This window comes from Pseudomonas sp. MWU15-20650 (genome assembly GCF_023242475.1).
GTDB lineage: Bacteria > Pseudomonadota > Gammaproteobacteria > Pseudomonadales > Pseudomonadaceae > Aquipseudomonas.
Map to the genome: position 1 here is coordinate 1 of NZ_JALJFG010000054.1, position 23,684 is coordinate 23,684.

The 23,684-nt window shown below is 60.3% G+C and carries 25 protein-coding genes; 6 read left to right on the top strand and 19 right to left on the bottom strand.

The window, feature by feature from the left end; translation table 11 throughout:
- Positions 1 to 22: 22 nt before the first annotated feature.
- From M5B43_RS26200 to ubiE, 9 genes are read right to left on the bottom strand one after another with little or no spacing between them, the layout of a single operon-like run.
- Complete coding sequence (locus M5B43_RS26200) at positions 23 to 730, bottom strand: 16S rRNA (uracil(1498)-N(3))-methyltransferase (protein ID WP_248752789.1); 708 nt, start codon at positions 728 to 730, stop codon at positions 23 to 25.
- Entirely contained in the window at positions 727 to 1,518 is a 792-nt protein-coding gene (gene tatC / locus M5B43_RS26205) for a twin-arginine translocase subunit TatC (protein WP_248752790.1), read from the bottom strand. Before tatC ends, M5B43_RS26200 begins: the two co-directional genes overlap by 4 nt.
- Positions 1,515 to 1,922 (bottom strand): Sec-independent protein translocase protein TatB, encoded by a 408-nt coding sequence (gene tatB / locus M5B43_RS26210; RefSeq protein WP_248752791.1) that lies wholly within the window; start codon positions 1,920 to 1,922, stop codon positions 1,515 to 1,517. Before tatB ends, tatC begins: the two co-directional genes overlap by 4 nt.
- A 10-nt stretch (positions 1,923 to 1,932) precedes the next feature.
- Positions 1,933 to 2,208: a twin-arginine translocase TatA/TatE family subunit gene (locus tag M5B43_RS26215; protein WP_248752792.1), complete on the bottom strand. Its 276-nt coding sequence runs from the start codon at positions 2,206 to 2,208 to the stop codon at positions 1,933 to 1,935.
- A 26-nt stretch (positions 2,209 to 2,234) separates the two neighbouring features.
- Complete coding sequence (locus M5B43_RS26220; RefSeq protein ID WP_003209299.1) at positions 2,235 to 2,567, bottom strand: phosphoribosyl-ATP diphosphatase; 333 nt, start codon at positions 2,565 to 2,567, stop codon at positions 2,235 to 2,237.
- Positions 2,568 to 2,569: 2 nt separating this feature from the next.
- Positions 2,570 to 2,962 carry a phosphoribosyl-AMP cyclohydrolase gene (gene hisI / locus M5B43_RS26225; protein WP_058423690.1) on the bottom strand — a complete coding sequence of 131 codons (393 nt, stop codon included), beginning with the start codon at positions 2,960 to 2,962 and terminating at the stop codon, positions 2,570 to 2,572.
- Between the two features lie 41 nt (positions 2,963 to 3,003).
- On the bottom strand, positions 3,004 to 4,608 hold the full coding sequence (gene ubiB / locus M5B43_RS26230) for a ubiquinone biosynthesis regulatory protein kinase UbiB (RefSeq protein ID WP_248752793.1): 1,605 nt from the start codon (positions 4,606 to 4,608) through the stop codon (positions 3,004 to 3,006).
- On the bottom strand, positions 4,605 to 5,228 hold the full coding sequence (locus M5B43_RS26235) for an SCP2 sterol-binding domain-containing protein (protein WP_248752794.1): 624 nt from the start codon (positions 5,226 to 5,228) through the stop codon (positions 4,605 to 4,607). The genes ubiB and M5B43_RS26235 overlap by 4 nt, the downstream gene beginning before the upstream one ends.
- Entirely contained in the window at positions 5,228 to 5,998 is a 771-nt protein-coding gene (gene ubiE, locus M5B43_RS26240) for a bifunctional demethylmenaquinone methyltransferase/2-methoxy-6-polyprenyl-1,4-benzoquinol methylase UbiE (protein WP_003171186.1), read from the bottom strand. Before ubiE ends, M5B43_RS26235 begins: the two co-directional genes overlap by 1 nt.
- Before the next feature lie 145 nt (positions 5,999 to 6,143).
- Here ubiE and M5B43_RS26245 point away from each other — a divergent pair, with 145 nt between their 5' ends.
- The 3 genes from M5B43_RS26245 to M5B43_RS26255 all read left to right on the top strand — a co-directional run bounded on the left by M5B43_RS26245 (position 6,144) and on the right by M5B43_RS26255 (position 7,924).
- The gene (locus M5B43_RS26245) at positions 6,144 to 6,419 is read left to right on the top strand and encodes a polyhydroxyalkanoic acid system family protein (protein ID WP_017138585.1); all 276 of its coding nucleotides are present in this window, start codon (positions 6,144 to 6,146) and stop codon (positions 6,417 to 6,419) included.
- A gap of 119 nt (positions 6,420 to 6,538) precedes the next feature.
- Positions 6,539 to 6,961 carry a phasin family protein gene (locus M5B43_RS26250; protein ID WP_248752795.1) on the top strand — a complete coding sequence of 141 codons (423 nt, stop codon included), beginning with the start codon at positions 6,539 to 6,541 and terminating at the stop codon, positions 6,959 to 6,961.
- 12 nt (positions 6,962 to 6,973) lie between these two features.
- Positions 6,974 to 7,924, top strand: a complete 951-nt coding sequence (locus M5B43_RS26255; RefSeq protein WP_248752796.1) for a phasin family protein — start codon at positions 6,974 to 6,976, stop codon at positions 7,922 to 7,924.
- 84 nt (positions 7,925 to 8,008) lie between these two features.
- Here M5B43_RS26255 and M5B43_RS26260 read toward each other — a convergent pair whose 3' ends face one another.
- The 10 genes from M5B43_RS26260 to M5B43_RS26305 form a co-directional block, all read right to left on the bottom strand.
- The gene (locus tag M5B43_RS26260) at positions 8,009 to 8,629 is read right to left on the bottom strand and encodes a TetR/AcrR family transcriptional regulator (RefSeq protein ID WP_248752797.1); all 621 of its coding nucleotides are present in this window, start codon (positions 8,627 to 8,629) and stop codon (positions 8,009 to 8,011) included.
- A 26-nt stretch (positions 8,630 to 8,655) separates the two neighbouring features.
- Entirely contained in the window at positions 8,656 to 10,338 is a 1,683-nt protein-coding gene (phaC, locus tag M5B43_RS26265) for a class II poly(R)-hydroxyalkanoic acid synthase (RefSeq protein WP_248752798.1), read from the bottom strand.
- Positions 10,339 to 10,428: 90 nt separating this feature from the next.
- Positions 10,429 to 11,274, bottom strand: a complete 846-nt coding sequence (phaZ, locus tag M5B43_RS26270; protein ID WP_248752799.1) for a poly(3-hydroxyalkanoate) depolymerase — start codon at positions 11,272 to 11,274, stop codon at positions 10,429 to 10,431.
- Between the two features lie 148 nt (positions 11,275 to 11,422).
- Entirely contained in the window at positions 11,423 to 13,102 is a 1,680-nt protein-coding gene (gene phaC / locus M5B43_RS26275) for a class II poly(R)-hydroxyalkanoic acid synthase (protein WP_248752800.1), read from the bottom strand.
- Positions 13,103 to 13,350: 248 nt separating this feature from the next.
- Positions 13,351 to 13,728 carry a DUF971 domain-containing protein gene (locus tag M5B43_RS26280; protein WP_248752801.1) on the bottom strand — a complete coding sequence of 126 codons (378 nt, stop codon included), beginning with the start codon at positions 13,726 to 13,728 and terminating at the stop codon, positions 13,351 to 13,353.
- A 149-nt stretch (positions 13,729 to 13,877) separates the two neighbouring features.
- Positions 13,878 to 15,215, bottom strand: a complete 1,338-nt coding sequence (gene hslU / locus M5B43_RS26285) for an ATP-dependent protease ATPase subunit HslU (RefSeq protein WP_248752802.1) — start codon at positions 15,213 to 15,215, stop codon at positions 13,878 to 13,880.
- A 37-nt stretch (positions 15,216 to 15,252) separates the two neighbouring features.
- The gene (gene hslV, locus M5B43_RS26290; protein WP_010563201.1) at positions 15,253 to 15,783 is read right to left on the bottom strand and encodes an ATP-dependent protease subunit HslV; all 531 of its coding nucleotides are present in this window, start codon (positions 15,781 to 15,783) and stop codon (positions 15,253 to 15,255) included.
- A 258-nt stretch (positions 15,784 to 16,041) separates the two neighbouring features.
- Entirely contained in the window at positions 16,042 to 16,743 is a 702-nt protein-coding gene (locus M5B43_RS26295; RefSeq protein ID WP_248752803.1) for an SPOR domain-containing protein, read from the bottom strand.
- 1 nt (position 16,744) lies between these two features.
- The gene (gene argS, locus M5B43_RS26300) at positions 16,745 to 18,481 is read right to left on the bottom strand and encodes an arginine--tRNA ligase (RefSeq protein WP_248752804.1); all 1,737 of its coding nucleotides are present in this window, start codon (positions 18,479 to 18,481) and stop codon (positions 16,745 to 16,747) included.
- Positions 18,482 to 18,631: 150 nt separating this feature from the next.
- Entirely contained in the window at positions 18,632 to 20,851 is a 2,220-nt protein-coding gene (locus tag M5B43_RS26305; RefSeq protein WP_248752805.1) for a primosomal protein N', read from the bottom strand.
- A 227-nt stretch (positions 20,852 to 21,078) separates the two neighbouring features.
- On the opposite strand from M5B43_RS26305, the gene rpmE reads away from it, so the two are divergent.
- The 3 genes from rpmE (at position 21,079) to M5B43_RS26320 (ending at position 23,577) form a co-directional block, all read left to right on the top strand.
- Positions 21,079 to 21,297, top strand: coding sequence for a 50S ribosomal protein L31 (rpmE, locus tag M5B43_RS26310; RefSeq protein WP_010213765.1), 219 nt, complete (start codon positions 21,079 to 21,081; stop codon positions 21,295 to 21,297).
- 35 nt (positions 21,298 to 21,332) lie between these two features.
- Positions 21,333 to 22,127, top strand: a complete 795-nt coding sequence (locus tag M5B43_RS26315) for a thermonuclease family protein (protein WP_248752806.1) — start codon at positions 21,333 to 21,335, stop codon at positions 22,125 to 22,127.
- Between the two features lie 181 nt (positions 22,128 to 22,308).
- On the top strand, positions 22,309 to 23,577 hold the full coding sequence (locus M5B43_RS26320) for a malic enzyme-like NAD(P)-binding protein (protein WP_248752807.1): 1,269 nt from the start codon (positions 22,309 to 22,311) through the stop codon (positions 23,575 to 23,577).
- Positions 23,578 to 23,684 lie beyond the last annotated feature (107 nt).

Consider the following 23,684-nt stretch of genomic DNA (forward strand, 5'->3'; position numbering starts at 1 on the left):
GGCGGCGTTTTTGGATTGGGTGTCAGAACAAGCGGGCGAGCAGGGCAGTCACGGCGGTTTCCACACGTAATATGCGCGTGCCAAGTTGCACGGGTTGCATGCCGGCCTTGGTCAGCAGGTCCACTTCGTAGGGAATCCAGCCGCCTTCCGGGCCGATGGCCAGGGTGACCGGCTCATCCAGCGCACGGGGGCAGGCCGGGTAGTCGCCAGGATGGCCGATCAGGCCCAGGGTGCCTGCGGCCATGGCCGGCAGACGATCTTCGACAAACGGCTTGAAGCGTTTTTCAATGATGATCTCGGGCAGTACCGTATCGCGTGCCTGTTCCAGGCCCAGGATCAGTTGCTCGCGGACCGCCTCGGGCTCCAGGAATGGGGTTTGCCAGAAGCTTTTTTCCACTCGGTAGCTGTTGAGCAGCACCACTTTCGGCACGCCCATGGCCGCCACCGTTTGCAGTACACGACGCAGCATCTTCGGACGTGGCAGGGCCAGCAGCAGTGTCAGGGGCAGTTTCGCCGGGGGTGGTAGCTCGAAGCTGACCTGCAGCTCGGCTTCAGAGGCGTCCAGGCGCAGCAGGTGTGCATTGCCCATCAGCCCGCCAATGCGGCCTACGCGCAGGTTGTCGCCCACCGCCGCACGGTGGACTTCCTGCATGTGCACCAGGCGTCGATCACGCAGCACCACACGGTCGGCCGCGATAAAGTCAGCCTCCTCAAGCAGCAGCAGGTTCACGGCTGAGTCGCTGGCGGCTGGTCGTCGTCGGCGGGTTGGTCATCCGGATGATCGCCACGCTTGCTGATCAGGCTACCGAACAGGATGCCGATCTCGAACAGCATCCACATCGGTACTGCCAGCAGGGTCTGGGAGAAAATGTCCGGCGGGGTCAGGATCATGCCGACCACAAAGCAGCCGATGATCACGTACGGACGGACCTTCTTCAGGTACTTGACGTCGACCACGCCGATCCACACCAGCAGCACCACGGCCACCGGGATCTCGAAGGCCACGCCGAAGGCGAAGAACAGTGTCATCACGAAGTCGAGGTAGCTGGTGATGTCGGTCATCATCTCCACGCCGGCCGGGGTGGCGGCGGCGAAGAACTTGAAGATCAGCGGGAACACCAGGAAGTAGGCGAATGCCATGCCGGTGTAGAACAACAGGATGCTCGACACCAGCAACGGCACGGCGATGCGCTTTTCATGCTTGTACAGGCCCGGGGCGATAAAGCCCCAGATCTGATGCAGGATCACCGGGATCGCCAGGAACAGCGAGACCATCATGGTCAGCTTCAGTGGCGTCAGGAATGGCGACGACACGTCGGTGGCGATCATCGTCGCACCGGCCGGCAGGTATTGGCGCAGTGGCGTCGACACGAAGGTGTAGATCTGCTGGGTAAAGGCGAACAGCCCGGCAAAGATCACGAAGATCGCCGCCACGCAACGCAGCAGGCGGGTTCGCAGCTCGGTGAGGTGCGAGACCAGCGGCATGTGCTGGTCGTTTTCCGGTTTATCAGCGCTCATGGGGCTCGCGGCGGCAATGTAGGGTCATGGGGGGCGGGCGACACAACGGGCGTCGGCGCTGGCTCTGTCGGGGCGGGCGTTGCGGGCGCAGCATCAGCAATCGGGGCCGGTGCGATGCTGTGCTCGGCTACAGGCTCAACCGGCTTGGCCGGCTCTTGCACGGGGGAAAGGATCTTCCGTGCTTCCTGCTCCAACGACAGGATATGTTCGTTGTGCAGCTGGCGGCGGATTTCGTCGGCGCCGATTTCCCGTTCAACTTCCTGTTTGATCGCGTTGAAACTGCGTTTCAGGCGCCCGATCCACAGGCCGGCGGTGCGCGCGGCACCGGGCAGGCGTTCCGGCCCCAGTACCAGCAGGGCAACGAGGCCGACGAGGAGCAGTTCAGAGAAGCTGATACCAAACATTAGTCAGTGCTCACGAGTCTTTGCGGGTCGGCTCTTGGACTTTTTCAGCCTGCACGTCGAAGGTGCGACGTTCGGTGATCGGCTGGGCGGCCTGCGGAGGCACGGGCTGGGCCGGAGGCACCGGGTTGGCCGTCTCGGCTGGTTTTTCGTCGTCGTTCATGGCCTTGCGGAAGCCCTTGATCGACTCGCCCACGTCGGTGCCGAGGTTTTTCAGTTTCTTGGTGCCGAACACCAGTACCACTACCACCAGAATGACGATCCAGTGTTTCCAGTCAAAAATGCCCATGCTGCAAATCCTCAAGTCTTAGTTATTCAGGCGGACGGGCGCGAGGCCTTTTCGGCGTGCCCGGACAAGCCGAAGCGACGGTCCAGTTCATCCAGCACGGCCTGCGGATGCTGCCCCAGTTGGGCGAGCATGACCAGGCTATGAAACCACAAGTCGGCGGTCTCATAGATTACATCGCTGCAATCGCCGCTGATTTGTGCGTCTTTCGCGGCAATGATCGTCTCGACGGATTCTTCGCCGAGTTTTTCCAGGATCTTGTTCAGGCCCTTGTGGTACAGGCTGGCGACATAGGAGCTGTCGGCGTCCGCGCCTTTGCGGTCTTCCAGCACCTGGGCCACACGGTTCAGGGTATCGCTCATGTTCAGTGTCCTGCCGAGTAGATGGCGTGCGGGTCTTTGAGTACCGGTTCCACAACCTTCCATTCGCCGTTCTCGAACACGCGATAGAAGCAGCTGTGACGGCCGGTGTGGCAGGCGATGTCGCCGATCTGCTCGACCATCAGGATCACCACGTCGGCGTCGCAGTCGATGCGCATCTCGTGCAGGGTTTGCACGTGCCCGGACTCTTCGCCCTTGCGCCACAGTTTGCCACGCGAACGTGACCAGTAGATGGCGCGCTGCTCAGTGGCGGTGAGGCTCAGGGCCTCGCGGTTCATCCAGGCCATCATCAGCACGCGCCCGGTCTTGTAGTCCTGGGCAATGGCCGGCACCAGGCCGTCACTGTCCCACTTGATCTCGTCCAGCCAGTCTTTCATGTTCGGCTCCGGCAATTTGCGACAGTGTATAACCGGATTGGCTATCGACGCACGATCAGATAAACACCCACGGCGACCATGATTCCAGCCGGCCAGTGGCCCAGTGGTGTCAGCGGCCCGCCGATCGCCAGCATGACGCCGCCGACCAGGTGCGCGGTGCCCAGCAGGCGCAGGAACCAATCGTCTTTACGCCTGTGCCAGGGTGGCGCGGGGTCTTTGGCGTGAGGTTGGGACATGCGCTCCAGCAGGTCGCGGGTCATGCTGGCCAGGTGCGGCAGCTGTTCCATCTGGCTGTGCAGGTTGCCCAACAGGGTTTTCGGGCTGACCCGTTCGCGCATCCAGCGTTCGAGGAACGGCTGTGCGGTGTTCCACAGGTCGAGGTCCGGGTACAGCTGGCGGCCCAGTCCTTCGATGTTGAGCAGGGTTTTTTGCAACAGCACCAGTTGCGGCTGCACTTCCATATTGAAGCGCCGTGCGGTCTGGAACAGGCGCATCAGCACCTGGCCGAAGGAAATATCTTTTAACGGTTTTTCAAAGATCGGCTCGCACACGGTGCGAATGGCCGCTTCGAATTCGTTGAGCTTGGTTTCCGCCGGCACCCAGCCCGAATCGATATGCAGCTGCGCCACGCGGCGATAGTCACGCTTGAAGAAGGCGAACAGGTTACGCGCCAGGTAATCCTGGTCTTCCGGGGTCAGGCTGCCGACGATGCCGCAGTCGATCGCAATGTACTGCGGGCTCCACGGGTTGACGGTGCTGACGAAGATGTTGCCCGGGTGCATGTCGGCGTGGAAGAAGCTGTCGCGAAACACCTGGGTGAAGAAGATCTCCACACCACGTTCGGCGAGCATCTTCATGTCGGTGCGCTGGTCGGCAAGGGTCGCCAGGTCGGTGACCTGCACGCCATAGATGCGCTCCATCACCAGCACTTTAGGGCGGCACCAGTCCCAATACACTTGTGGTACGTACAGCAGGGGCGAACCTTCGAAGTTGCGCTTGAGCTGGCTGGCATTGGCCGCTTCGCGCAGCAGGTCGAGTTCGTCGTAGATGGTTTTTTCGTAGTCGGCAACCACGTCCACCGGGTGCAGCAGGCGCGCGTCGGCAGAGAAGCGCTCGGCGGCGCGGGCGAGGATAAACAGCCACGCCAGGTCCTGGCCGATGATCGGCTTGAGGCCAGGGCGAATCACCTTCACCACGACTTCTTCGCCGGTCTTGAGCTGCGCGGCATGCACCTGTGCCACCGAGGCCGAAGCCAGGGGCTCAACGTCGAAGCGGCTGAACACTTCGCTGATTTTCTTGCCCAGCTGTTCTTCGATCAGCTTCATCGAATGCTGCGAATCAAATGGCGGCACACGGTCTTGCAGCAGCATCAGTTCGTCGGCGATGTCTTCGGGCAACAGGTCGCGGCGGGTCGAAAGGATCTGCCCGAACTTGATAAAGATCGGCCCCAGGTCCTGCAATGCCAGGCGCAGGCGCGCGCCACGGCTCAACTCCAGCGGCTTGCGCGGGAACCAGCGCCACGGCAGTACATAACGCACCGCCAACAGGAACCATGGCAAGGGCAGGGCGAACAGCAGGTCATCGAGGCGGTAGCGGATTACGACGCGCTGGATACGAAACAAACGGCGGACGGCGAGCAGCTTCATGCGTTATCGCTTGGATCAAGGGAACGGCTCAGGCGCTCGAAGCGTGCCTCAAGGCGTTCCAGGTCGATTTTGGCCTTGTCGAGTTCGCGAAAGCGCGCTTGCGCTTCACGTTGCCCGACCAGGGTGCGCGATTCCTCGCTCAGGTATTCGGCGAGGTTCTGGTTGAGGCTGGCGAACCCTTGTTGGTACCAACGTGTGCGGCTGCGCAGGTGCCCGCTGATCAACTGGGTGGCAACGGGGCCGATCCAGCGCGACAGCTCAAATTCCCAATCCAGTTCCAGGTCTTGCAGTACGGCGGCCAGGTCCATCAGCACTGCGCTGTCGCCTTCCAGTTCGACTTCGGGGCTATGGAGAATGGCGGTCTTGTTGCGGCTCAGTGCCAGGTGCACCAGGCTCGACGCCGGCGCACGCAGGGTGCAGTCGGCCTCGGCGGCCCATTGAGTCGCGAGCAGCAGGCCTTCATCGCTGGGCAGGATAAACAGCTGCAAGGCGGGGCTGCGGCAATCGACGGCGATGACTTTGCCGGTCAGGTGCGCGAGCCGCGCCAGGGCGGTGCTGTCCAGGCGCAGTACACGGTTGAGGCCGTGTTCAACGCTGGCGAGAAGGCCGGCGAAGAGCATCAGGGCTTGATACCGCGGTGCAGGGCGACGATGCCCGAGGTCATGTTGTGGTAGGTCACGCGGTCGAAACCGGCTTCCACCATCATCGACTTCAGGGTTTCCTGGTCGGGGTGCATGCGGATCGATTCGGCCAGGTAGCGATAGCTCTCGGCGTCATTGGTGATCAGCTTGCCCATCAACGGCATGAAGGCGAACGAGTAGGTGTCGTAGACCTTGGACATCAGCGCGTTGGTCGGCTTGGAGAACTCCAGCACCAACAGGCGGCCACCCGGCTTCAGCACGCGCAGCATGGAGCGGATCGCGTCTTCCTTGTGGGTCACGTTGCGCAGGCCGAAGGCGATGGTCACGCAGTCGAAATGGTTGTCTGGGAACGGCAGCTTTTCAGCGTCGGCCTGGACGAACTCGATATTGCCGGCCACGCCTTTGTCCAGCAGGCGGTCACGGCCGACCTTGAGCATCGAACCGTTGATATCGGCCAACACCACTTGGCCGGTAGGCCCGACGAGCTTGGAGAACTTGGCCGCCAGGTCGCCCGTACCGCCGGCGATGTCCAGCACGCGATTACCGGTGCGAACGCCCGACAGCTCGATGGTGAAGCGTTTCCACAGGCGGTGCATGCCACCCGAGAGCACGTCGTTCATCAGGTCGTACTTGGCTGCAACGGAGTGGAACACCTCGGCGACTTTTTCCGCTTTCTGGCTTTCCGGGACGTTCTTGAAGCCGAAGTGAGTGGTGGGTTCGGCATCGCTGCCTTTGCGCTGATCAGTCATATCGCTGTCACCAAAAGAGAATGCGGGACATGATAATCCCCAAGGCTTGCTTTGTCTTGGCAAGGCTGAAGGTAAGATAGGTGTTCATCGAGACCTTTTGCCGCATGGCAGGGGTTCTGAGTCGTTATAAAGAGGAGTCATTGCAATGGCCCGTATTACCGTTGAGCGTGCACATTCCCTGGGTAAAGAAGGTGCGCGCGCGAAGGCCGAAAAGTTGGCGCACAAACTCAAGGAGCAATATGGCCTTGAGTCATCGTGGTCGGGCGATAGCCTGAACCTCAAGCGTTCGGGGGTTAAGGGTACGGTATTAGTCGCCGATGAATCGCTGCGCATTGATGTAGAACTCGGCCTGTTGATGTCGGCCATGAGTGGCACGATCAAGTCCGAAATCGAGAAGGCCCTGGATAAGGCGTTGGCGTGACCTGTCTGTGCCTATCCCTGGGTACTTAGGGTGCCGATTCTAATTTTTCACCCTACTTTGTGCCCAAGCCCTCAACTCCTGCGGGCCGTTCCTCGACCCTAATCTGCGTGAGGTGCACCATGGCCAAAGTTATTTTGAAGAAAAAAATCGACCTTCAGTCCACTGCCCTGAGTGACGTTAAACGCTATGCCCGCAAGATCTGGCTGGCAGGACTTGGCGCCTATGCCAAGGTCGGCAGCGAAGGCGGCGAGTACTTCAAAGAGCTGGTCAAGACCGGTCAACATGTTGAAAGTAAAGGCAAAAAAGTTGTGGTTGAACAACTTGATGCCGCCAACAGTCAGATTGACCAAGTAAAGAGTAATGTCTCAAGCGTCAAAGGTTTGGTTGAAGTTCAACTGGATAAAGTTGAAAAAGCTTTTGACACGCGTGTTGCAAGTGCCTTGAATCGGATCGGCATTGCGTCTAAACATGACGTTGAGACACTCTCTGCTAAGCTCGAAGAGCTGACGACATTGCTAGAACGTGTCGCGCGTAAACACTAAGGAGACATCGGGATGGCTGTTAAAAAGACTACTCAGAAAGAAGGCAGCTCGTGGATCGGGGAGGTTGAAAAATATTCCCGTAAGATCTGGCTTGCTGGTTTAGGCGTGTACTCGAAGGTTAGCAGTGACGGCGGCAAATACTTCGAGACATTGGTCAAGGACGGCGAAAAGGCCGAGAAGTTGACCAAGACCACGGTTGGTAAAAAAGTTGAAGCGGCCAAGGCCACTGCCGGCTCCGCCAAGTCGAGCATTTCTGACACCTGGGGCAAGTTGGAAGAAACCTTCGACAAGCGTCTCAACAGTGCCATTTCGCGACTGGGCGTGCCCAGCAAAGCGGAACTGAAGACGCTGCACAGCAAGGTCGATACCCTGACCAAGCAAATCGAAAAACTCACCGGCGCTAAAGTGGCTCCAGCCAAAACCGCCGCCGCTAAACCGGCTGCCAAAACCGCTGCCAAGCCACTGGTTAAAGCGGCCGCCAAGCCGGCCGCGAAACCTGCGGCTAAAGCAGCGGCAAAACCGGCTGCCAAAACCGCCGCTGCCAAACCGGCCGCCAAGCCTGCAGCAAAACCTGTGGCCGCTAAAGCCGCTGCCAAGCCTGCGGCTAAACCGGCTGCCAAAGCGGCAGCAAAACCTGCCGCCAAGCCAGCGGCTAAAACCGCAGCTGCCAAACCTGCTGCCAAGCCGGCCGCTGCCAAACCAGCAGCCAAGCCAGCCGCCGTTAAAGCTGCTGCCAAGCCTGCTGCAGCAAAACCAGTGGCTGCCAAGCCTGCGGCAAAACCTGCCGCCGCGAAGAAGCCAGCAGTTGCCAAGAAGCCGGCAGCACCCAAGCCTGCTGTTGCGGCCAAGCCTGCAACCCCAGCGCCAACCGCTTCGACAGCCAACTCGGTGTCCGCACCGACCCATGCTGCTACCGCGCCGACTGCAACGTCGGTAACCCCGACGCCATCCAGTCAGTCCTGATTTTTTCAGGGCACAAAAAACGCCCGGCCTGTGAAGGTCGGGCGTTTTTTATGGAAGTCTCATAAACACCGCACGTCCAGATTTTTAATCGATATCATCCAGGTATTTGAGCGCAAACCGCTCAGTCGCCTGCCGCGCCGGCAATAACAGGTGCGGTGCCACCAGCATCATGATCTGGTACACCACCACCCGCACCTCGCCTTCACGGTCGAGTATCCGCTGGTAGTCCAGAGAAAACAGTAGGGTCATGGTGATCTGTTCCACCAATTGCCCCAATGCCTGGGTGTCACTGACCAACTGCCCTGCCGCCTTCAAGCGCGCAAGCAGCGAAGCCAGGGTGCGCTTGAGCGCCGTGAGCAAGTTGCGAATGCCCTTGGCCAGCTTTGGCAGGCGCCCGGCCAGGTTCGACAAGTCCTGGAACAGGAACCGGTAGTGGGCCATGCGCTCGATGATCAGGTGCAGGAACAGCCAGTAATCTTCGGGTTTGAGCTGCGCATCCGCCGGCGGGTCGAGCAGCGGCGCCAGTTCATTCTGGAAGCGCTCGAACAACCCGAGCACCAAGGGCTCCTTGCCATGGAAGTGGTAGTAGAGGTTGCCGGGGCTGATCCCCATTTCATTGGCCACCTCCATGGTCGACACGTTCGGTTCGCCCTTCTGGTTGAACAACTGCAGGGCACATTCAAGGATACGGTCGCGGGTCTTCATCCAGTCTTCTTAGTGTGATCGTGAGCTCAGCGCACCCGCACGTAAGTGCCGGGCGCTGCTTCCATCGGTGGGTAATTCTGGTTGCCCAGGGCGGTGAGGGTTTCGCGTTGCACGCCTGAACGCTGCTGGACCCACTCCAGCCACTGTGGCCACCAACTGCCTTCGACGTGATTGGCGTCGTAATACCAGGCGCGCGGGTCGCTGCTCAGCTTGGGGTTTTCGACGTAGTTGGCCTTGGGGTTGCCGGGCGGGTTGAGGATGCTCTGGACATGCCCGCTGTTAGACAGCACGAAGCGTCGTTCGCCGCCCAGCAGTTGGGTCGAGCGATACACCGCATCCCACGGCGTGATGTGGTCGTTGATCCCGGCCACGCTGAAGCTGTCCACCGTGACCTTCTGCAAGTCGATGGGCGTGCCACATACCTCCAGGCCACCGGGATGGCTCAGGGGGTTGTGTTTGAAGAAGTCCAGCAAGTCGCCATGCAGCGCGGCGGGCAGGCGCGTGTTGTCGTTGTTCCAGTACAGGATGTCGAATGCTGGCGGCTCCTTGCCCAGCAGGTAGTTGTTGATCCAGTAGTTCCAGATCAGGTCGTTGGGGCGCATCCAAGCGAACACCTTGGCCATGTCGCGGCCGTCCAGCACACCTTGCTGATAAGAACGGCGCTTGGCGGCTTCCAGGGTTTGTTCATCGGCAAATAGTGTGGCGGGTGTGTCGATCTGGCTGTCCAGCAGGCTCACCAGGTAACTGGCACTGGAGATGCGCCGCAGCTGACGCTTGGCCTGCAGGTGGCCTTGCAGCGCGGCGATGGTCAGGCCACCGGCGCAGGCACCCATCAGGTTGACTTCGCGGGCGCCGGTGATGGCCCTGCACACGTTGAGGGCTTCTTCCAGTGCGGCAACATAAGTGGAGAGGCCCCACTCGCGATGACGTACGTCCGGGTTGCGCCAACTGACCATGAAGGTCTGCAGGCCATTTTTCAGCGCATACTGCACAAAGCTGTTGGCCGGGCTCAGGTCGAAGATGTAGTACTTGTTGATTTGCGGCGGCACGATCAGCAGCGGCTTGGCGTACTGTTTCTCGCTCATGGGCTTGTACTGGATCAACTCCAGCAGTTCATTGCGAAACACCACCGAGCCTGGCGTGGTCGCCACGGTCTTGCCCACTTCGAAGGCGTGTTTGCTCACCTGGCGTGGCAGGCCATTGTTGTGCAGCAGGTCTTCGAACAAATTGCTCACGCCGCGTATCACGCTGTTGCCGCCGGAGTTGAGCAGCTCTTTGACCGCCAATGGGTTGAGCAGGGTATTGGAGGGCGAGACCGCATCGTTGATCAGGGAGAATGCAAAGTGGGCACGCGCCTGGTCATCTGCGCTCATCGAGCTGTCGTCGATCCAGTGGCGCGTTTGTTTCTGCCAGCTCAGATAGGCTTGCAGGCTGCGCCGGTATAATGGGTTGAGGGTCCATGTAGGGTCGGCGAAGCGGCCATCATTGGGGTTGGGGGCATGCAAGGTCTCACCCAGCAGCACGCGGCCCAATTGCCCACCCAGGGCCAGGGCGTGTCGAGCCGTATGCAGCGGGTTGCGTAAACCATGGTTTGCGACGCTGCGCAGGGTCGACAGCAAGTCTCGGCCCCGCAGACCGCTGATCGCATTTTGCGCATTGATGAACGCAGCGGGGGTGGGCGCCGCGTTCGTCACGGGTCTTTCTCGCATGAGCCAACACTCCTTCGTCAAGTCATCAAGCAGGCACGCCAATTCAGAACCATAGTCGGTTCCTGGCAACTTGCGCGGCGGTGTGGTCCTTCACACGGCCGGTCGCGGGTGAATCACTGCCCGCAGGCGCTCCTCCTCGAGAAACTTCATGATGATGGGCGCCACGGCTTCAGCCCGGGTAATCAGGAACAGGTGGCCATCATCGATGATGTGCAATTGTGCATTGGGGATACGCCAGGCGAGCATGCGCATGTTGATCAGTGGGATCAGCGGGTCGTCGTCCCCGGCCAGTACCAGGGTGGGTTGGCGGATCTTGTGTAGCCAATGAATGCTGGTCCAGCCCAGCCCCGCAAACAACTGCCAGTAGTAACCCAGCTTGCCGGCCGAACGCACTTTGCTCGCGTGTTCGGCGGCCAGTTTCGAATCGCGACGGAATGAGCCGCCATAAATCATCGGTGCAATGCGCACCACGTGGGACGGCTGGATATACCGCCGCGGGCTTGCCATCAGCCAGAGCACTTTCGGCTTGCCCGGCACCATGAAGGCACCGGCAGCTGTGGCCGCCAGGATCAGCTTCTTGCAGCGCTCCGGGTAGTCGTAGGCAAACTGCTGCGCCAACGCCCCGCCCCAGGACACACCCACGGCATTCACTTGGCCATAGTCCAGGTAATCGAGCATGCGTGCGGTGAGTCTGGCCAGGCCGGGAAAGCGATAGGGCATGCTGGGTGTCGACGAACCGCCCACACCCGGCACATCGAAGGCGATCACTTCCAGGTCCGGGTCCAGCGCCTGGACGAACGGAAAGACCAGCTCAAGGTTGGCGCCGATGCCATTGAAGATCAGCAGCGGCGTCAAGTGAGGTTTGCCCGGGCGCACCGCCGTACGGATGGTCTGGCCATCCAGGTCGATGGTGCGGAAGATGAACGGTTGCTGCATGCTCAAGCCCTGTGAAGTGTTACAGCTGGAATGCAGTCCAAATGTGGGAGGGGGCTGGCTCCCGATTGCGGTCAGTCAGACAGATAGGTGTTGACTGATCCACCGCCATCGGGAGCAAGCCCCCTTCCACATGTGATCCCATTGCAATTTAGCGTTCATGTACATAAGTCCCTGGTGCCGCCTCAGCAGCGGCATAGGTTTTGTTACCCAAGCTTGTAGGCGCCTTCTTCAGCTTACCCGCCCGCTCTGCCTGCCACACCTGCCAATGCAACCACCAGGAATCGGTGTGCTTGGTTGCATTTTCCTGCCACTCAAGCGGCTTGCCCGCCAAGCCATCGCTGGTCTGGTAGCGCGACTTGGGGTTGCCCGGTGGGTTGAGGATGCTCTGGATATGCCCGCTGCTGGACAACACGAACTCCACCTTGCCGCCAAACAATTGCGCCGATTTATAGCAGGATTGCCAGGGGGTGATGTGATCGTTGGTGCCGGCCAATGCGTAGATGTCGGCAGTGACCTGCTTGAGGTCGATGGGGGTGCCGCACACCTCCAGGGCGTTGGCGCGCACCAGCGGGTTGTTCTTGAACAGTTCGATCAGGTCACCATGGAAGGCTGCCGGCAAGCGCGTGGTGTCGTTGTTCCAGAACAGGATATCGAACACCGGTGGCTCGTTGCCCAGCAGGTAGTTGTTGACCCAGTAGTTCCAGATCAGGTCGTTGGGGCGCATCCAGGCGAATACCTTGGCCATGTCGCGGCCTTCCAATACGCCGGCCTGGTAGGAGTGGCGCTTGGCTGCTTCCAGGGTTTGCTCGTCGACAAACAGCGCCACCTGGGTGTCCAGGGTGGTATCCAGCACGCTTACCAGCAGGGTCAGGGCGTTGACCTTCTTTTCCCCCAGCGCTGCATAGTGGCCCAGCAGCGCGGTGCAGGTGATGCCGCCGGAGCAAGCACCGAGCATGTTGACGTCTTTGCTGCCGGTAATCGCCGTGACCACATCGACGGCTTCCTTGAGCGCCTCGATATAGGTCGACAGGCCCCACTCGCGCTGGGCTTTGGTTGGGTTGCGCCAACTGACGATAAAGGTCTGCTGGGCATTGCGCAGGCAGAAGCGCGCCAGGCTCTTATCCGGGCTCAGGTCGAATACATAGAATTTGTTGATCTGCGGTGGCACCACCAGCAAGGGTCGCTCATGCACCTGTTCGGTGATGGGTTTGTACTGGATCAGCTCCAGCACATCGTTGCGAAACACCACCGCGCCTTCGCTGGTGCCCAGAGTCTTGCCGACTTCAAAGGCGCCCATGTTGACCTGGCTCGGCATGCCGCCGTTATGCACCATGTCCTTGGCCAGGTGAGACAAACCATCGAGCAGGCTTTTGCCGCCGGTTTCAAAGAACCGTTTGACGGCTGCCGGGTTGGCCGCACTGTTGGTGGGGGCCATGGCTTCGGTCATCAAGTTGATCACGAAGTGGCCACGGCTGATGTCCTGTGGCGACAGGTTGCTGTCGCCGATCCAGTCATGAAGCTCCTTGCGCCATGCCAGGTAGGTTTGCAGGTAACGTTTGTAGAGCGGGTTCTGGCTCCAGGCCGGGTCGTTGAAACGCCGGTCGTCACCCTCGGGTACCAGTTGGGATTTGCCGAACATCACATTCTTCAGTTCGACCCCAAAGTGGGCCACATGCTTGACGCTGTGTAACGGTTGCTTGATGGCTTGGGTCAGCACCATCTTCGCCGAGGCCAGTAAATCCTTTTTGCGTAACGCGATGATCGGGTTCAGCCCCAGGGTGTTTTCCGAGGCTTGGCGTTTCAAGTCATCGTTATTCTTGTTACTCATCTACGACGCTCCATTGTCCGAAAGACGAGTACCGGGTACCGCTGCGCATCAAGTTTCGATACACAACACAAGCCAGGTACGCGACTCGGGTGACCGTTGATACCGCATCGTCAAATGCAGGGAACTTGCCAGTTCCATTGGTTACCCGAGTTTAATTTTTTTCGCAAGCGGGCCAATCATTGGCCACGTGACAGGGCATTCAAGCAGATGAAATTAGAAAATGCCCTCTAAAGAGCAAGACCCTTGAGCTAGAGCATCAGCCGCACGACCGACTCACTCGGATCGCGAGTTTTCCCGGCTGCTTTGAGCTCGGCGAGGTAGTCGGCCCACAACGTTTCCTGGCGCACGGCCAACTGGTAGAGATAGTCCCAAGTGAACAGTCCGCTGTCATGGCCGTCGTCGAAGGTCAATTTCAGTGCGTACTGACCGGCCGGTTCCACTTTGGTCAGCCTGACGTTGAGCTTGCCGAATTGCAGGATGGGTTTGCCGTGGCCCTGGACCTCGGCGGAAGGCGAGTGCACCCGCAGCAGTTCGGCGGGTAACTGGTAGACCTCATCGGGCCCGTAGGTAAGGCCGAGGGTGTTGGAGGTTTTGTGCAGGTTTACAGCAGTAGGAAATTTGGTCATTGGCGCTGATCCTGAAGAAACCGGCTTGAAAATGTGGGAGGGGGCTTGCTCCCGATAGCAGTGTGTCAGCCAGCATACATCTATCTGACAGACCGCCATCGGGGGCGAGCCCCCTCCCATATTTGAAGCAAAGCAGTTCTATGTGAGGCTTACAGGATATAACGAGACAGGTCTTCGTTCTGCGCCAATTCGCCCAAGTGGCTGTTGACGTAGTCGGCGTCGATCTTGATCGCTTCGCCATTCTGCGAGCCGGCCATGTCGCCAGCGCTGAAGGACACTTCTTCCAGCAGGCGTTCCAGCAAGGTATGCAGGCGACGAGCACCGATGTTCTCGGTCTTCTCGTTGACCTGCCAGGCGATCTCCGCCAGACGCTTGATACCGTCTGGCTGGAACTCGATGCCCAGGCCCTCGGTTTTCAACAGTTCACGGTACTGCTCGGTGAGCGAGGCGTGCGGTTCGCTGAGGATGCGTTCGAAGTCACTCGGGGTCAGTGCCTTGAGCTCCACACGAATTGGCAGGCGGCCTTGCAGCTCCGGCACCAGGTCGCTTGGCTTGCTCAGGTGGAATGCACCGGAGGCGATAAACAGGATGTGGTCAGTCTTGACCATGCCCAGCTTGGTATTGACCGTGCAACCCTCGATCAGCGGCAGAAGGTCACGCTGTACACCTTCGCGGGACACATCGACGCCGCCGGAGTTACCACGCTTGGCCACCTTGTCGATCTCATCGATAAACACGATGCCATGCTGCTCGACCGCTTCCAGGGCCTTGGCCTTGAGTTCTTCCTCATTGACCAGGCGCCCGGCTTCTTCGTCACGCACCAGCTTCAGTGCGTCTTTAACCTTGAGCTTGCGGCTTTTCTTCTTGCCCTTGCCCATGTTGGCAAACAGGTTTTGCAACTGGCTGGTCATTTCTTCCATGCCAGGCGGAGCGGAAATATCGACGCCAGACACTTCGGCGACTTCGATCTCGATTTCCTTGTCGTCCAGCTGGCCTTCACGCAGGCGCTTGCGGAACAGCTGGCGAGTGTTGGAATCCGAGGCCGGCGCGGCATCTTCGTTGAAACCCATGCGTGCCGGTGGCAGCAGGGCGTCGAGGATGCGTTCCTCGGCGGCGTCTTCGGCGCGGTGGGTAACCTTGGTCATTTCCTGTTCGCGCAGCATTTTCAGGGCGGCATCGGCCAGGTCGCGAATGATTGACTCGACGTCGCGGCCCACATAGCCGACTTCGGTGAACTTGGTCGCTTCGACCTTGATGAACGGAGCGTTGGCCAGCTTGGCCAGGCGCCGGGCGATTTCGGTTTTACCGACGCCGGTCGGGCCGATCATCAGGATGTTCTTTGGCGTTACTTCAACGCGCAGTTCTTCCGGCAGTTGCATCCGACGCCAGCGGTTACGCAGCGCAATGGCAACGGCGCGCTTGGCATCGTCCTGGCCGATGATATGGCGGTTGAGTTCGTGGACGATTTCGCGGGGAGTCATGGACATAGTGTTTGGCGGCCTCAAGCGGGAATAAGCCTACGGCTTACTCGGCGAGGTCCTGCTCCTCAATGGTGAAGTTGTGGTTAGTGAACACGCAGATGTCACCAGCGATACCCAGGGCGGTCTCGACAATTTCCCGGGCTGACAGGTCGGTTTTCTTCAACAGCGCGCTGGCTGCGGCTTGGGCGTAGCCGCCGCCGGAACCCATGGCGATCAGGCCATGTTCGGGTTCAACCACGTCGCCGTTACCGGTGATGATCAAGGACGCGTCTTTGTTCGCGACGGCGAGCATGGCTTCCAGGCGGCTGAGGGAGCGATCGGTGCGCCATTCTTTGGCGAGCTCGACAGCGGCGCGAACGAGGTGGCCCTGGTGTTTTTCCAGCTGGCCTTCGAAACGCTCGAAAAGGGTGAAAGCGTCGGCGGTGGCGCCAGCGAAACCGGCAAGGACCTGGCCGTGGTAGAGGCGGCGCACTTTTTTCGCGTTGCCTTTCATCACGGTATTACCCAGGGAAACCTGGCCGTCGCCGCCCATGACGACTTTGCCGTGGCGACGTACTGAAACGATGGTGGTCAAGGGGAGAGTCTCCACGCAGCGGGGCGAAAATGCCCTGATGGGAACTCATATGGGGGTGGCGAGGGGGATTTCAACCGTAGGACGTGTGTGCGGACGAGTGGTGTTTATTGATCCGACACCTATTCAAGAACACCGCAAAACCAAATGTGGGAGGGGGCTTGCTCCCGATCGCGGTGTGTCAGTCGCTGAATATATTGACTGATATACCGCCATCGGGGGCAAGCCCCCTCCCACATTAGCTCTGCTATGTCTTCGAAATCAGCGGCTCTGGCGTTGTTGTAACAACAGGTTGCTAAAGCCCGCGCCGGCCAATTGTTTCTGGGCCACGGTCAGTTGCTCGCGGTTGCTGAACGGCCCCACCAACACGCGATACCACGTCGCTTCCTTCACCGTACCTGACTCTACCGTCACCGACTGGCCCAGCAGAATGATCTGCGCCCGTACGCGATCCGCATCCGCCTGTTTCGGGAACGAGCCCGCCTGCAGGAAGAACTTGGTTACAGGCGCGGCCTTGGTCGTGGCCACTGGCGGCGGTGGTGGCGGGGTGATCCCGGCCAGCGCGGCCTGGGCGCGTGCAGTGTCGATTTTTGCCGCTTCCGCTGGGGTCACTGGCGTGGTCGGTACTTGCGGCGTTGGCAGGGTTTTCTCCGGCACGGCGTCAGGCGGCACGATCACTTCCGATTCCGGCAACAGCGTGTAGAAGTCGTATTTGGGCTTCACCGGTGCCGTCGGACTCGGCACCGTCTTGTTGGCTTCGGCTATTTTCGTGGCCTTTTGTTGCTCTTGCTTGACCCGTTTGACGTCATCGCCCTTGCCCGGCTCCAACTTCATCAGGATCACCACGAACGCTCCGACCGCGAGGCCGATGGCCATCCACAGCCAGCCCGGAATAGGCTTCTTTGCCGGGGCCTGGTAGCGGCTGGCGCCGCGCTTGGGTGCTGGTTTTTTCTTGGCTGCCAACTTACATGCGCTCCAGAGTTTCCAGGCCCAAGAGTTCCAGGCCTTGCTTGAGGGTCCGTCCAGCCAGTGCGGCGAGGCGCAGACGACTTTGCTTCTGGGCTTCGTCGTCGGCGGTGAGGATCGGGCAGTTCTCGTAGAAGCTGGAGAACAGGCCGGCGACTTCGTACAAATAGGTGCAGAGAATGTGCGGTGTGCCTTTTTCGCCGACACTGTTCAGCACTTCGCCAAATTGTGCCAGCTTGGCGGCCAGTTCCTGTTCGTGCGGTGCCTCTAGAACGATTTGGCCGTCAACTTCGCTGAAGTCCTTGCCCAGCTTGCGGAACACGCCGGCTACGCGGGTGTAGGCGTACAGCAGGTACGGCGCGGTGTTGCCCTCGAAGTTGAGCATCAATTCGAAGTTGAAGCTGTAGTCGCTGGTGCGGTGCTTGGACAGGTCGGCATATTTCACTGCGCCAATGCCCACCACACGGGCGATGTTGCGCAGGTCGGCCTCGGCCAGTTCCGGATTTTTTTCCTTCACCAGGTTGTAGGCACGTTCCTGGGCTTCGTTCAGCAGGTCGATCAGCTTCACGGTGCCGCCGTCACGGGTCTTGAACGGGCGGCCGTCGGCGCCGTTCATGGTGCCGAAGCCCATGTGTTCCATGTGCATCGGGTGCGTGACGAAGCCCGCACGGCGTGCCACTTCGAACACCTGCTGGAAGTGCAGGGCCTGGCGCTGATCGACGAAATACAACGCACGATCCGCCTTGAGTACACCACTGCGGTAGCGCACGGCAGCCAGGTCGGTGGTGGCGTAGAGGTAGCCGCCATCGGCCTTGACGATGATCACCGGCAGCGGCTCGCCATCGGCGGTCTTGAACTCTTCGAGGAACACACACTGCGCGCCGTTGCTTTCAACCAGCAGGCCCTTGGCCTTGAGGTCGTTGACCACGTTGATCAGGTCGTCGTTATAGGCACTTTCGCCCATCACGTCGGCCATGGTCAGCTTCACATTGAGCAGCTCGTAGATTTCCTGGCAGTGGGACAACGAGATGTCACGGAAGCGCGACCACAGCTCCAGGCATTCCTTGTCACCGGCCTGCAACTTGACCACCAGGCCGCGGGCACGGTCGGCGAACTCTTCGGATTCGTCGAAACGCTTCTTGGCGGCGCGGTAGAAATTCTCCAGGTCCGACAGCTCGTTGCTGGTGATCGGGTTTTCCTGCAGGTAGGCCATCAACATGCCGAACTGGGTGCCCCAATCGCCCACGTGGTTCTGGCGGATCACCGTGTCGCCGAGGAACTCCAGCACGCGTGCCACGCCGTCGCCGATGATGGTCGAGCGCAGGTGCCCAACGTGCATCTCTTTGGCCAGGTTCGGTGCCGACAGGTCAATCGCCACGCGTTCCAGCGGGCCAGCCTTGTGGACACCGATCCTGGCATCGGCCAGGGCTGCATCCAGGCGCGAAGCCAGGGCCTGGGTATTCTGGAAGATATTGATAAAGCCAGGGCCCGCGATTTCAGCTTTGCTGACCTGCGGGTCGGCCGGCAGCGCGGCGATGATCTTTTCCGCCAGGTCGCGAGGCTTCATACCGGCCGGCTTGGCCAACATCATGGCGATGTTGCTGGCGAAGTCGCCGTGGGTCTTGTCGCGGGTGTTTTCCACCTGGATCGCCGGTGACAGGCCTTCAGGCAACACACCTTCGTTGACGAGTTGGGTGAGGGCTTGTTGGATCAGCTGGCGAATGGTGTCTTTCATGGTGTTCTCTTTCGACCGCAAGCGGCGGCGCGCGATGCGCAGGTGGAAAAACTGGGCATTATCCGTGGCGAGGGCGGGCTTGCCAACCTTCGTCGGACCTTCACAGACGATTAACCTGTGGCGAGCAAGCTACCTTGCCACAAGGGCCATTCAGTACAGGTCTACCGGGTCTACGTCCAATGACCATCTCACTTGGCGCCCGCTGGGCATTTGCTCCAGAGCAAGCAACCAGCTACTTAATAGCCGATGCAACGGCGCGCGGGATGTCGCCTGCAAGAGTAGCTGAGCACGATAACGTCCGGCGCGGCGTTCCATGGGCGCGGGTACCGGGCCGAGCAATTCGATGCCGCTCAAGCCCAATTCGCCGAGCAACTGTTCGGCAGCGCTGCAGGCTTCATCGAGGAAACCCTCGGCCTGGCCGGGTTTGTGGGCTTCTGCACGCAACAACGCCAGGTGCGCAAACGGCGGCAGGCCGGCCGCGCGACGTTCGCTCAGTGCCTGCTCGGCGAAGGCAAAGTAGCCTTGCTCCGTCAGTTGAATCAGCAGCGGATGGTCTGCCAGGTGCGTCTGGATAATCACCTTGCCCGGTTCTTCGGCACGCCCGGCGCGGCCGGCAACCTGCACGATCAACTGTGCCATGCGCTCGCTGGCGCGGAAGTCCCCGGAGAACAAGCCGCCATCGGCATCCAGGATCGACACCAGGGTGACCCGAGGGAAGTGATGCCCTTTGGCAAGCATCTGCGTGCCGACCAAAATGCACGGCTGGCCTTTCTGAATCGTGGCAAACAGCTGATTCATGGAGTCTTTGCGCGAAGTGCTATCGCGGTCTACCCGTAACACCGGGTAATCCGGGAACAGAATGCCCAGGCGCTCTTCGGCGCGTTCGGTGCCCGCGCCCACGGGGCGCAAATCCACTTTGCCGCATTGCGGGCAATGACGCGGTACCCGTTCCACATGGCCACAGTGATGGCAACGCAATTCGCCGTAGCGCTGATGCACGGTCATCCGTGCATCACAGCGCTCGCACTCGGACATCCAGCCGCAGTCATGGCACAACAGCGTCGGCGCAAATCCCCGGCGGTTGAGAAACACCAGCACTTGCTGGCCAGCGGCGAGGGTCTGGCCGATGGCTTGTTGCATGGGGCCGGAAATACCACTGTCCAGCGGGCGACTTTTCACGTCCAGGCGCAGGAAACGGGGCTGTTTGGCACCGCCCGCTCGCTCGTTCAAACGCAGCAGTCCATAACGGCCGGTGTAGGCGTTATGCAGGCTTTCCAGGGAGGGCGTCGCCGAGCCCAGTACAATCGGGATGTCTTCCTGGCGGGCTCGCACCAGCGCCAGGTCGCGGGCGTGGTAGCGCAAGCCTTCCTGCTGCTTATAGGAGCCGTCGTGCTCTTCATCGATGATGATCAGCCCGGGGTTTTTCATGGGGGTGAACAGCGCCGAGCGGGTGCCGATAATAATGTCGGCTTCGCCGTCGCGTGCCGCCAGCCAGGACTCCAGGCGCTCACGGTCGTTGACCGCCGAGTGCACCAGGGCGATGCGCGCGTTGAAACGTTGTTCAAAACGCGCCAGGGTCTGCGGGCCCAGGTTGATCTCGGGGATCAGCACCAGTGCCTGCTTACCGGCCTGCAGGGTTTCGCGGATCAGTTGCAAATAGACTTCGGTCTTGCCGCTGCCGGTCACGCCGGCCAGCAGGAACGCATGGAAGCTGTCGAAGCCCGCGCGGATTGCTTCATACGCAGCGCGCTGCTCGGGGTTCAGTGGCAATTCCGGCTGGGCCAGCCAGTGCTCGTGACGTGGGTCGGGAGCGTGCTTGCGGATCTCCACCTGCACCAAGCCCTTGGCCAGCAACAGGTCAAGGCTGTCTTTGCTCAGCATCAGTTTGCTTAATAGCTGATGGGCGACGCCATGGGGGTGCTGGGCCAGGGTGGCGAGGGCTTCACGCTGGCGCGGGGCGCGGGCGATGCGCGGGTCGTCCAGGCGTGCGCCGGGCGCCATCGACCAGAAGCGCTCTTGGCGCGCTTCGGCCGGCTCGCCCTGACGCAGCAGCACGGGCAGCGCCCAGCTCAAGGTGTCGCCCAGGCTGTGCTGGTAATACTGCGCGGTCCACAGGCACAGCTTGAACAGCGCGGGTGGCAGCGGCGGCGTGGCGTCGAGAATGGCCAGTGCCGGCTTGAGCTTTTCCGCCGGGACTTCGCTGTGGTCGGTGACCTCCACCAAAATGCCGATCATCTCCCGTCGCCCAAATGGCACGCGCACACGCATACCCGGCTGCAACTGCGACCGCAGCACGCCGGCCGGAGCCCGGTAATCGAACAGGCGGCGCAGGGGCGAGGGCAGGGCTAGGCGCAAAATGGCGTCGGGCACGCGGGGTCTCATCTATAAAGGCGGGCGGTGGTGCAGGGGCGGGAGCCTAGCAGACAGGGGAAGGCTTGGGGTAGCCGATAGTTTTCTGATGAAAGGGGCTTTTATGTGGGGAAACGGCAGGAAGCGCCGCTTGCGCGTTTAAAAAGGTCTGGTAGAATCCGCGGCCTAATTACGTGCGGTATTCGACAATAGTGTCGAGTGGCGGCACGCTAGCCCGAGGAAGTGCCATGAAAGCCGATATCCATCCAGCGTACGAAACCATCGAAGTCACCTGCAGCTGCGGCAACAAGTTCGAAACTCGTTCGAACCTGTGCAAGCCACTGGGTACTGACGTATGCAACGAGTGCCACCCGTTCTACACCGGTAAGCAGAAAACTCTGGACACCGGCGGCCGTGTACAGCGCTTTGCTGACCGCTTTGGTGCTTTCGGTGCCAAAAAGGCCTAAGGCCGATCAACTTGGGAGGCCGTTCCGGTTTTTCCATGCTGATGAAAAAGGCGTCCCTTGCGGGCGCCTTTTTTGTGCCTGGGATTTGGCTGTCGGCAGTCCAGGCCGAGGCATTTTGCCCCGCGCCGCAGTCTCTGGTCCGCGTGGAGGTACAGCGGGTGGTGGATGGCGACACGGTGCGCCTCAAGGACGGTCGCAGTGTGCGGATGATTGGCCTCAACGCGCCGGAAACCGCCAAGAAAGGGCGTGCTGACGAGCCTTTTGCCGTCGCCGCCCGCCAGCGCTTAAAAGCGTTGGTGGATGCCAGCGGTGGTCGCATCGGGCTGGTGCCGGGTCGCGAGGCCAAGGACCATTACGGTCGCACCCTGGCCCACCTGTACGGTGCGAACGGCGAAAACCTCGCGGCGCAATTGCTGGCCGAAGGCCTGGGATTCCAGGTAGGGGTTGCGCCCAATGTCGACCTCGTCAGCTGCCAGCAGGCCGCCGAAAACAGCGCCCGCCAGGCACGGCGGGGGCTATGGCGGCAATCACCCGTGCAACCCGTGGCGCAACTCAGGCGTTCAGGGTTTGCCGTGGTCACAGGTCAAGTCAGCAAGATCGAACGCAATCGCGGCGGAATCTGGATCGAATTGCAGGGGGCGCTGGTATTACGCATTGCGCCCGATCTCTTTGGGCAATTCGATAGTGCCCTGCTCGAGGGGCTGCCAGGCCGGACGATTGAGGCGCGGGGCTGGGTGCAGGATCGTGCCCGGCGTGGTGGCCTGAAAAGTGGCCAATCACGTTGGCTCCTGCCGTTGACTGATCCAGGCATGCTCAAATCGACGCTTTAAGAAAAAATTGTAGACATTTTTTATTGCAATTGTGAACAGTTGAGCCCTTGTATCCCGTGGCTCTTGGCCGAAAGTCGTAGCGCAGGGCCCTTGACACCTGTGACTGCCCAGTCTTGTGGGGACTTTGCGACACGCGTATCCTCGGCGGTCCGTCGACCAACAGTAAAAGCGGAATGCCGATATGTCTGATTTGAAAACTGCCGCTCTCGAATATCACGCCCATCCTCGTCCAGGAAAGCTGAGTGTAGAGCTCACCAAAGCCACTGCCACCGCCCGCGACCTGTCGCTGGCCTACAGCCCTGGCGTTGCCGAGCCCGTACGTGAAATCGCCCGCGATCCTGAACTGGCGTACAAGTACACCGGCAAAGGTAACCTGGTTGCAGTGATTTCCGATGGCACCGCGATTCTCGGCCTGGGTAACCTTGGCCCATTGGCTTCCAAGCCAGTCATGGAAGGTAAAGGCGTACTGTTCAAGCGCTTTGCCGGCATCGACGTTTTCGATATCGAAGTTGATTCCGAAAGCCCGCAGGCTTTCATCGACACCGTCAAGCGCATTTCCATCACTTTCGGTGGCATCAACCTGGAAGACATCAAGGCACCTGAGTGCTTCGAGATCGAAAAGGCCCTGATCGAACAGTGCGATATCCCGGTATTCCACGATGACCAGCACGGTACCGCGATCGTTACTGCGGCCGGCATGATCAACGCCCTGGAAATTGCCGGCAAAACCCTCGGCGAGGCGAAAATCGTCTGCCTGGGTGCCGGCGCTGCGGCCATCTCCTGCATGAAGTTGCTGGTGAGCATGGGCGCCAAGCTGGAAAACATCTTCATGGTCGACAGCAAGGGCGTGGTCCAGTCCGAGCGTACCGACCTGAACCAGTACAAGGCGATGTTTGCCCACGCCACCGACAAGCGCACCCTGGCTGACGCCCTGAACGGTGCCGACGTGTTCGTCGGCCTGTCCGGTCCGAACCTGCTGAGCGCCGAGGGCCTGAAGTCCATGGCGGCCAACCCGATCGTGTTCGCCTGCTCCAACCCGGATCCAGAGATCTCGCCGGAGCTGGCACACGCCACCCGTAACGACGTGATCATGGCCACCGGCCGTTCGGACTACCCGAACCAGGTCAACAACGTACTGGGTTTCCCGTTCATCTTCCGTGGTGCCCTGGACGTTCGCGCCAAGCGCATCAACGAAGAAATGAAAGTGGCTGCAGCCAACGCCCTGCGTGAACTGGCCAAGCTGCCTGTGCCTCAGGAAGTGTGCGACGCCTACGGCGGCATCAAGTTGGAATTCGGCCGTGAGTACATCATCCCGAAACCAATGGATAAGCGCCTGATCACCCTGATCTCCGATGCTGTGGCCAAGGCTGCTATCGAGACCGGCGTGGCAACCCTGCCGTATCCGAAGCACTACCCGCTGCAAAGCGTGGATGATGTGTTCAACGGCTAAGCCGTAGTAGCGCACCAACAAAAAGCCCCGGCTCGGATGAGTCGGGGCTTTTTTGTGGATGGCGATTCACTTGAAGCTGATGAATGTCCAAATGTGGGAGGGGGCTT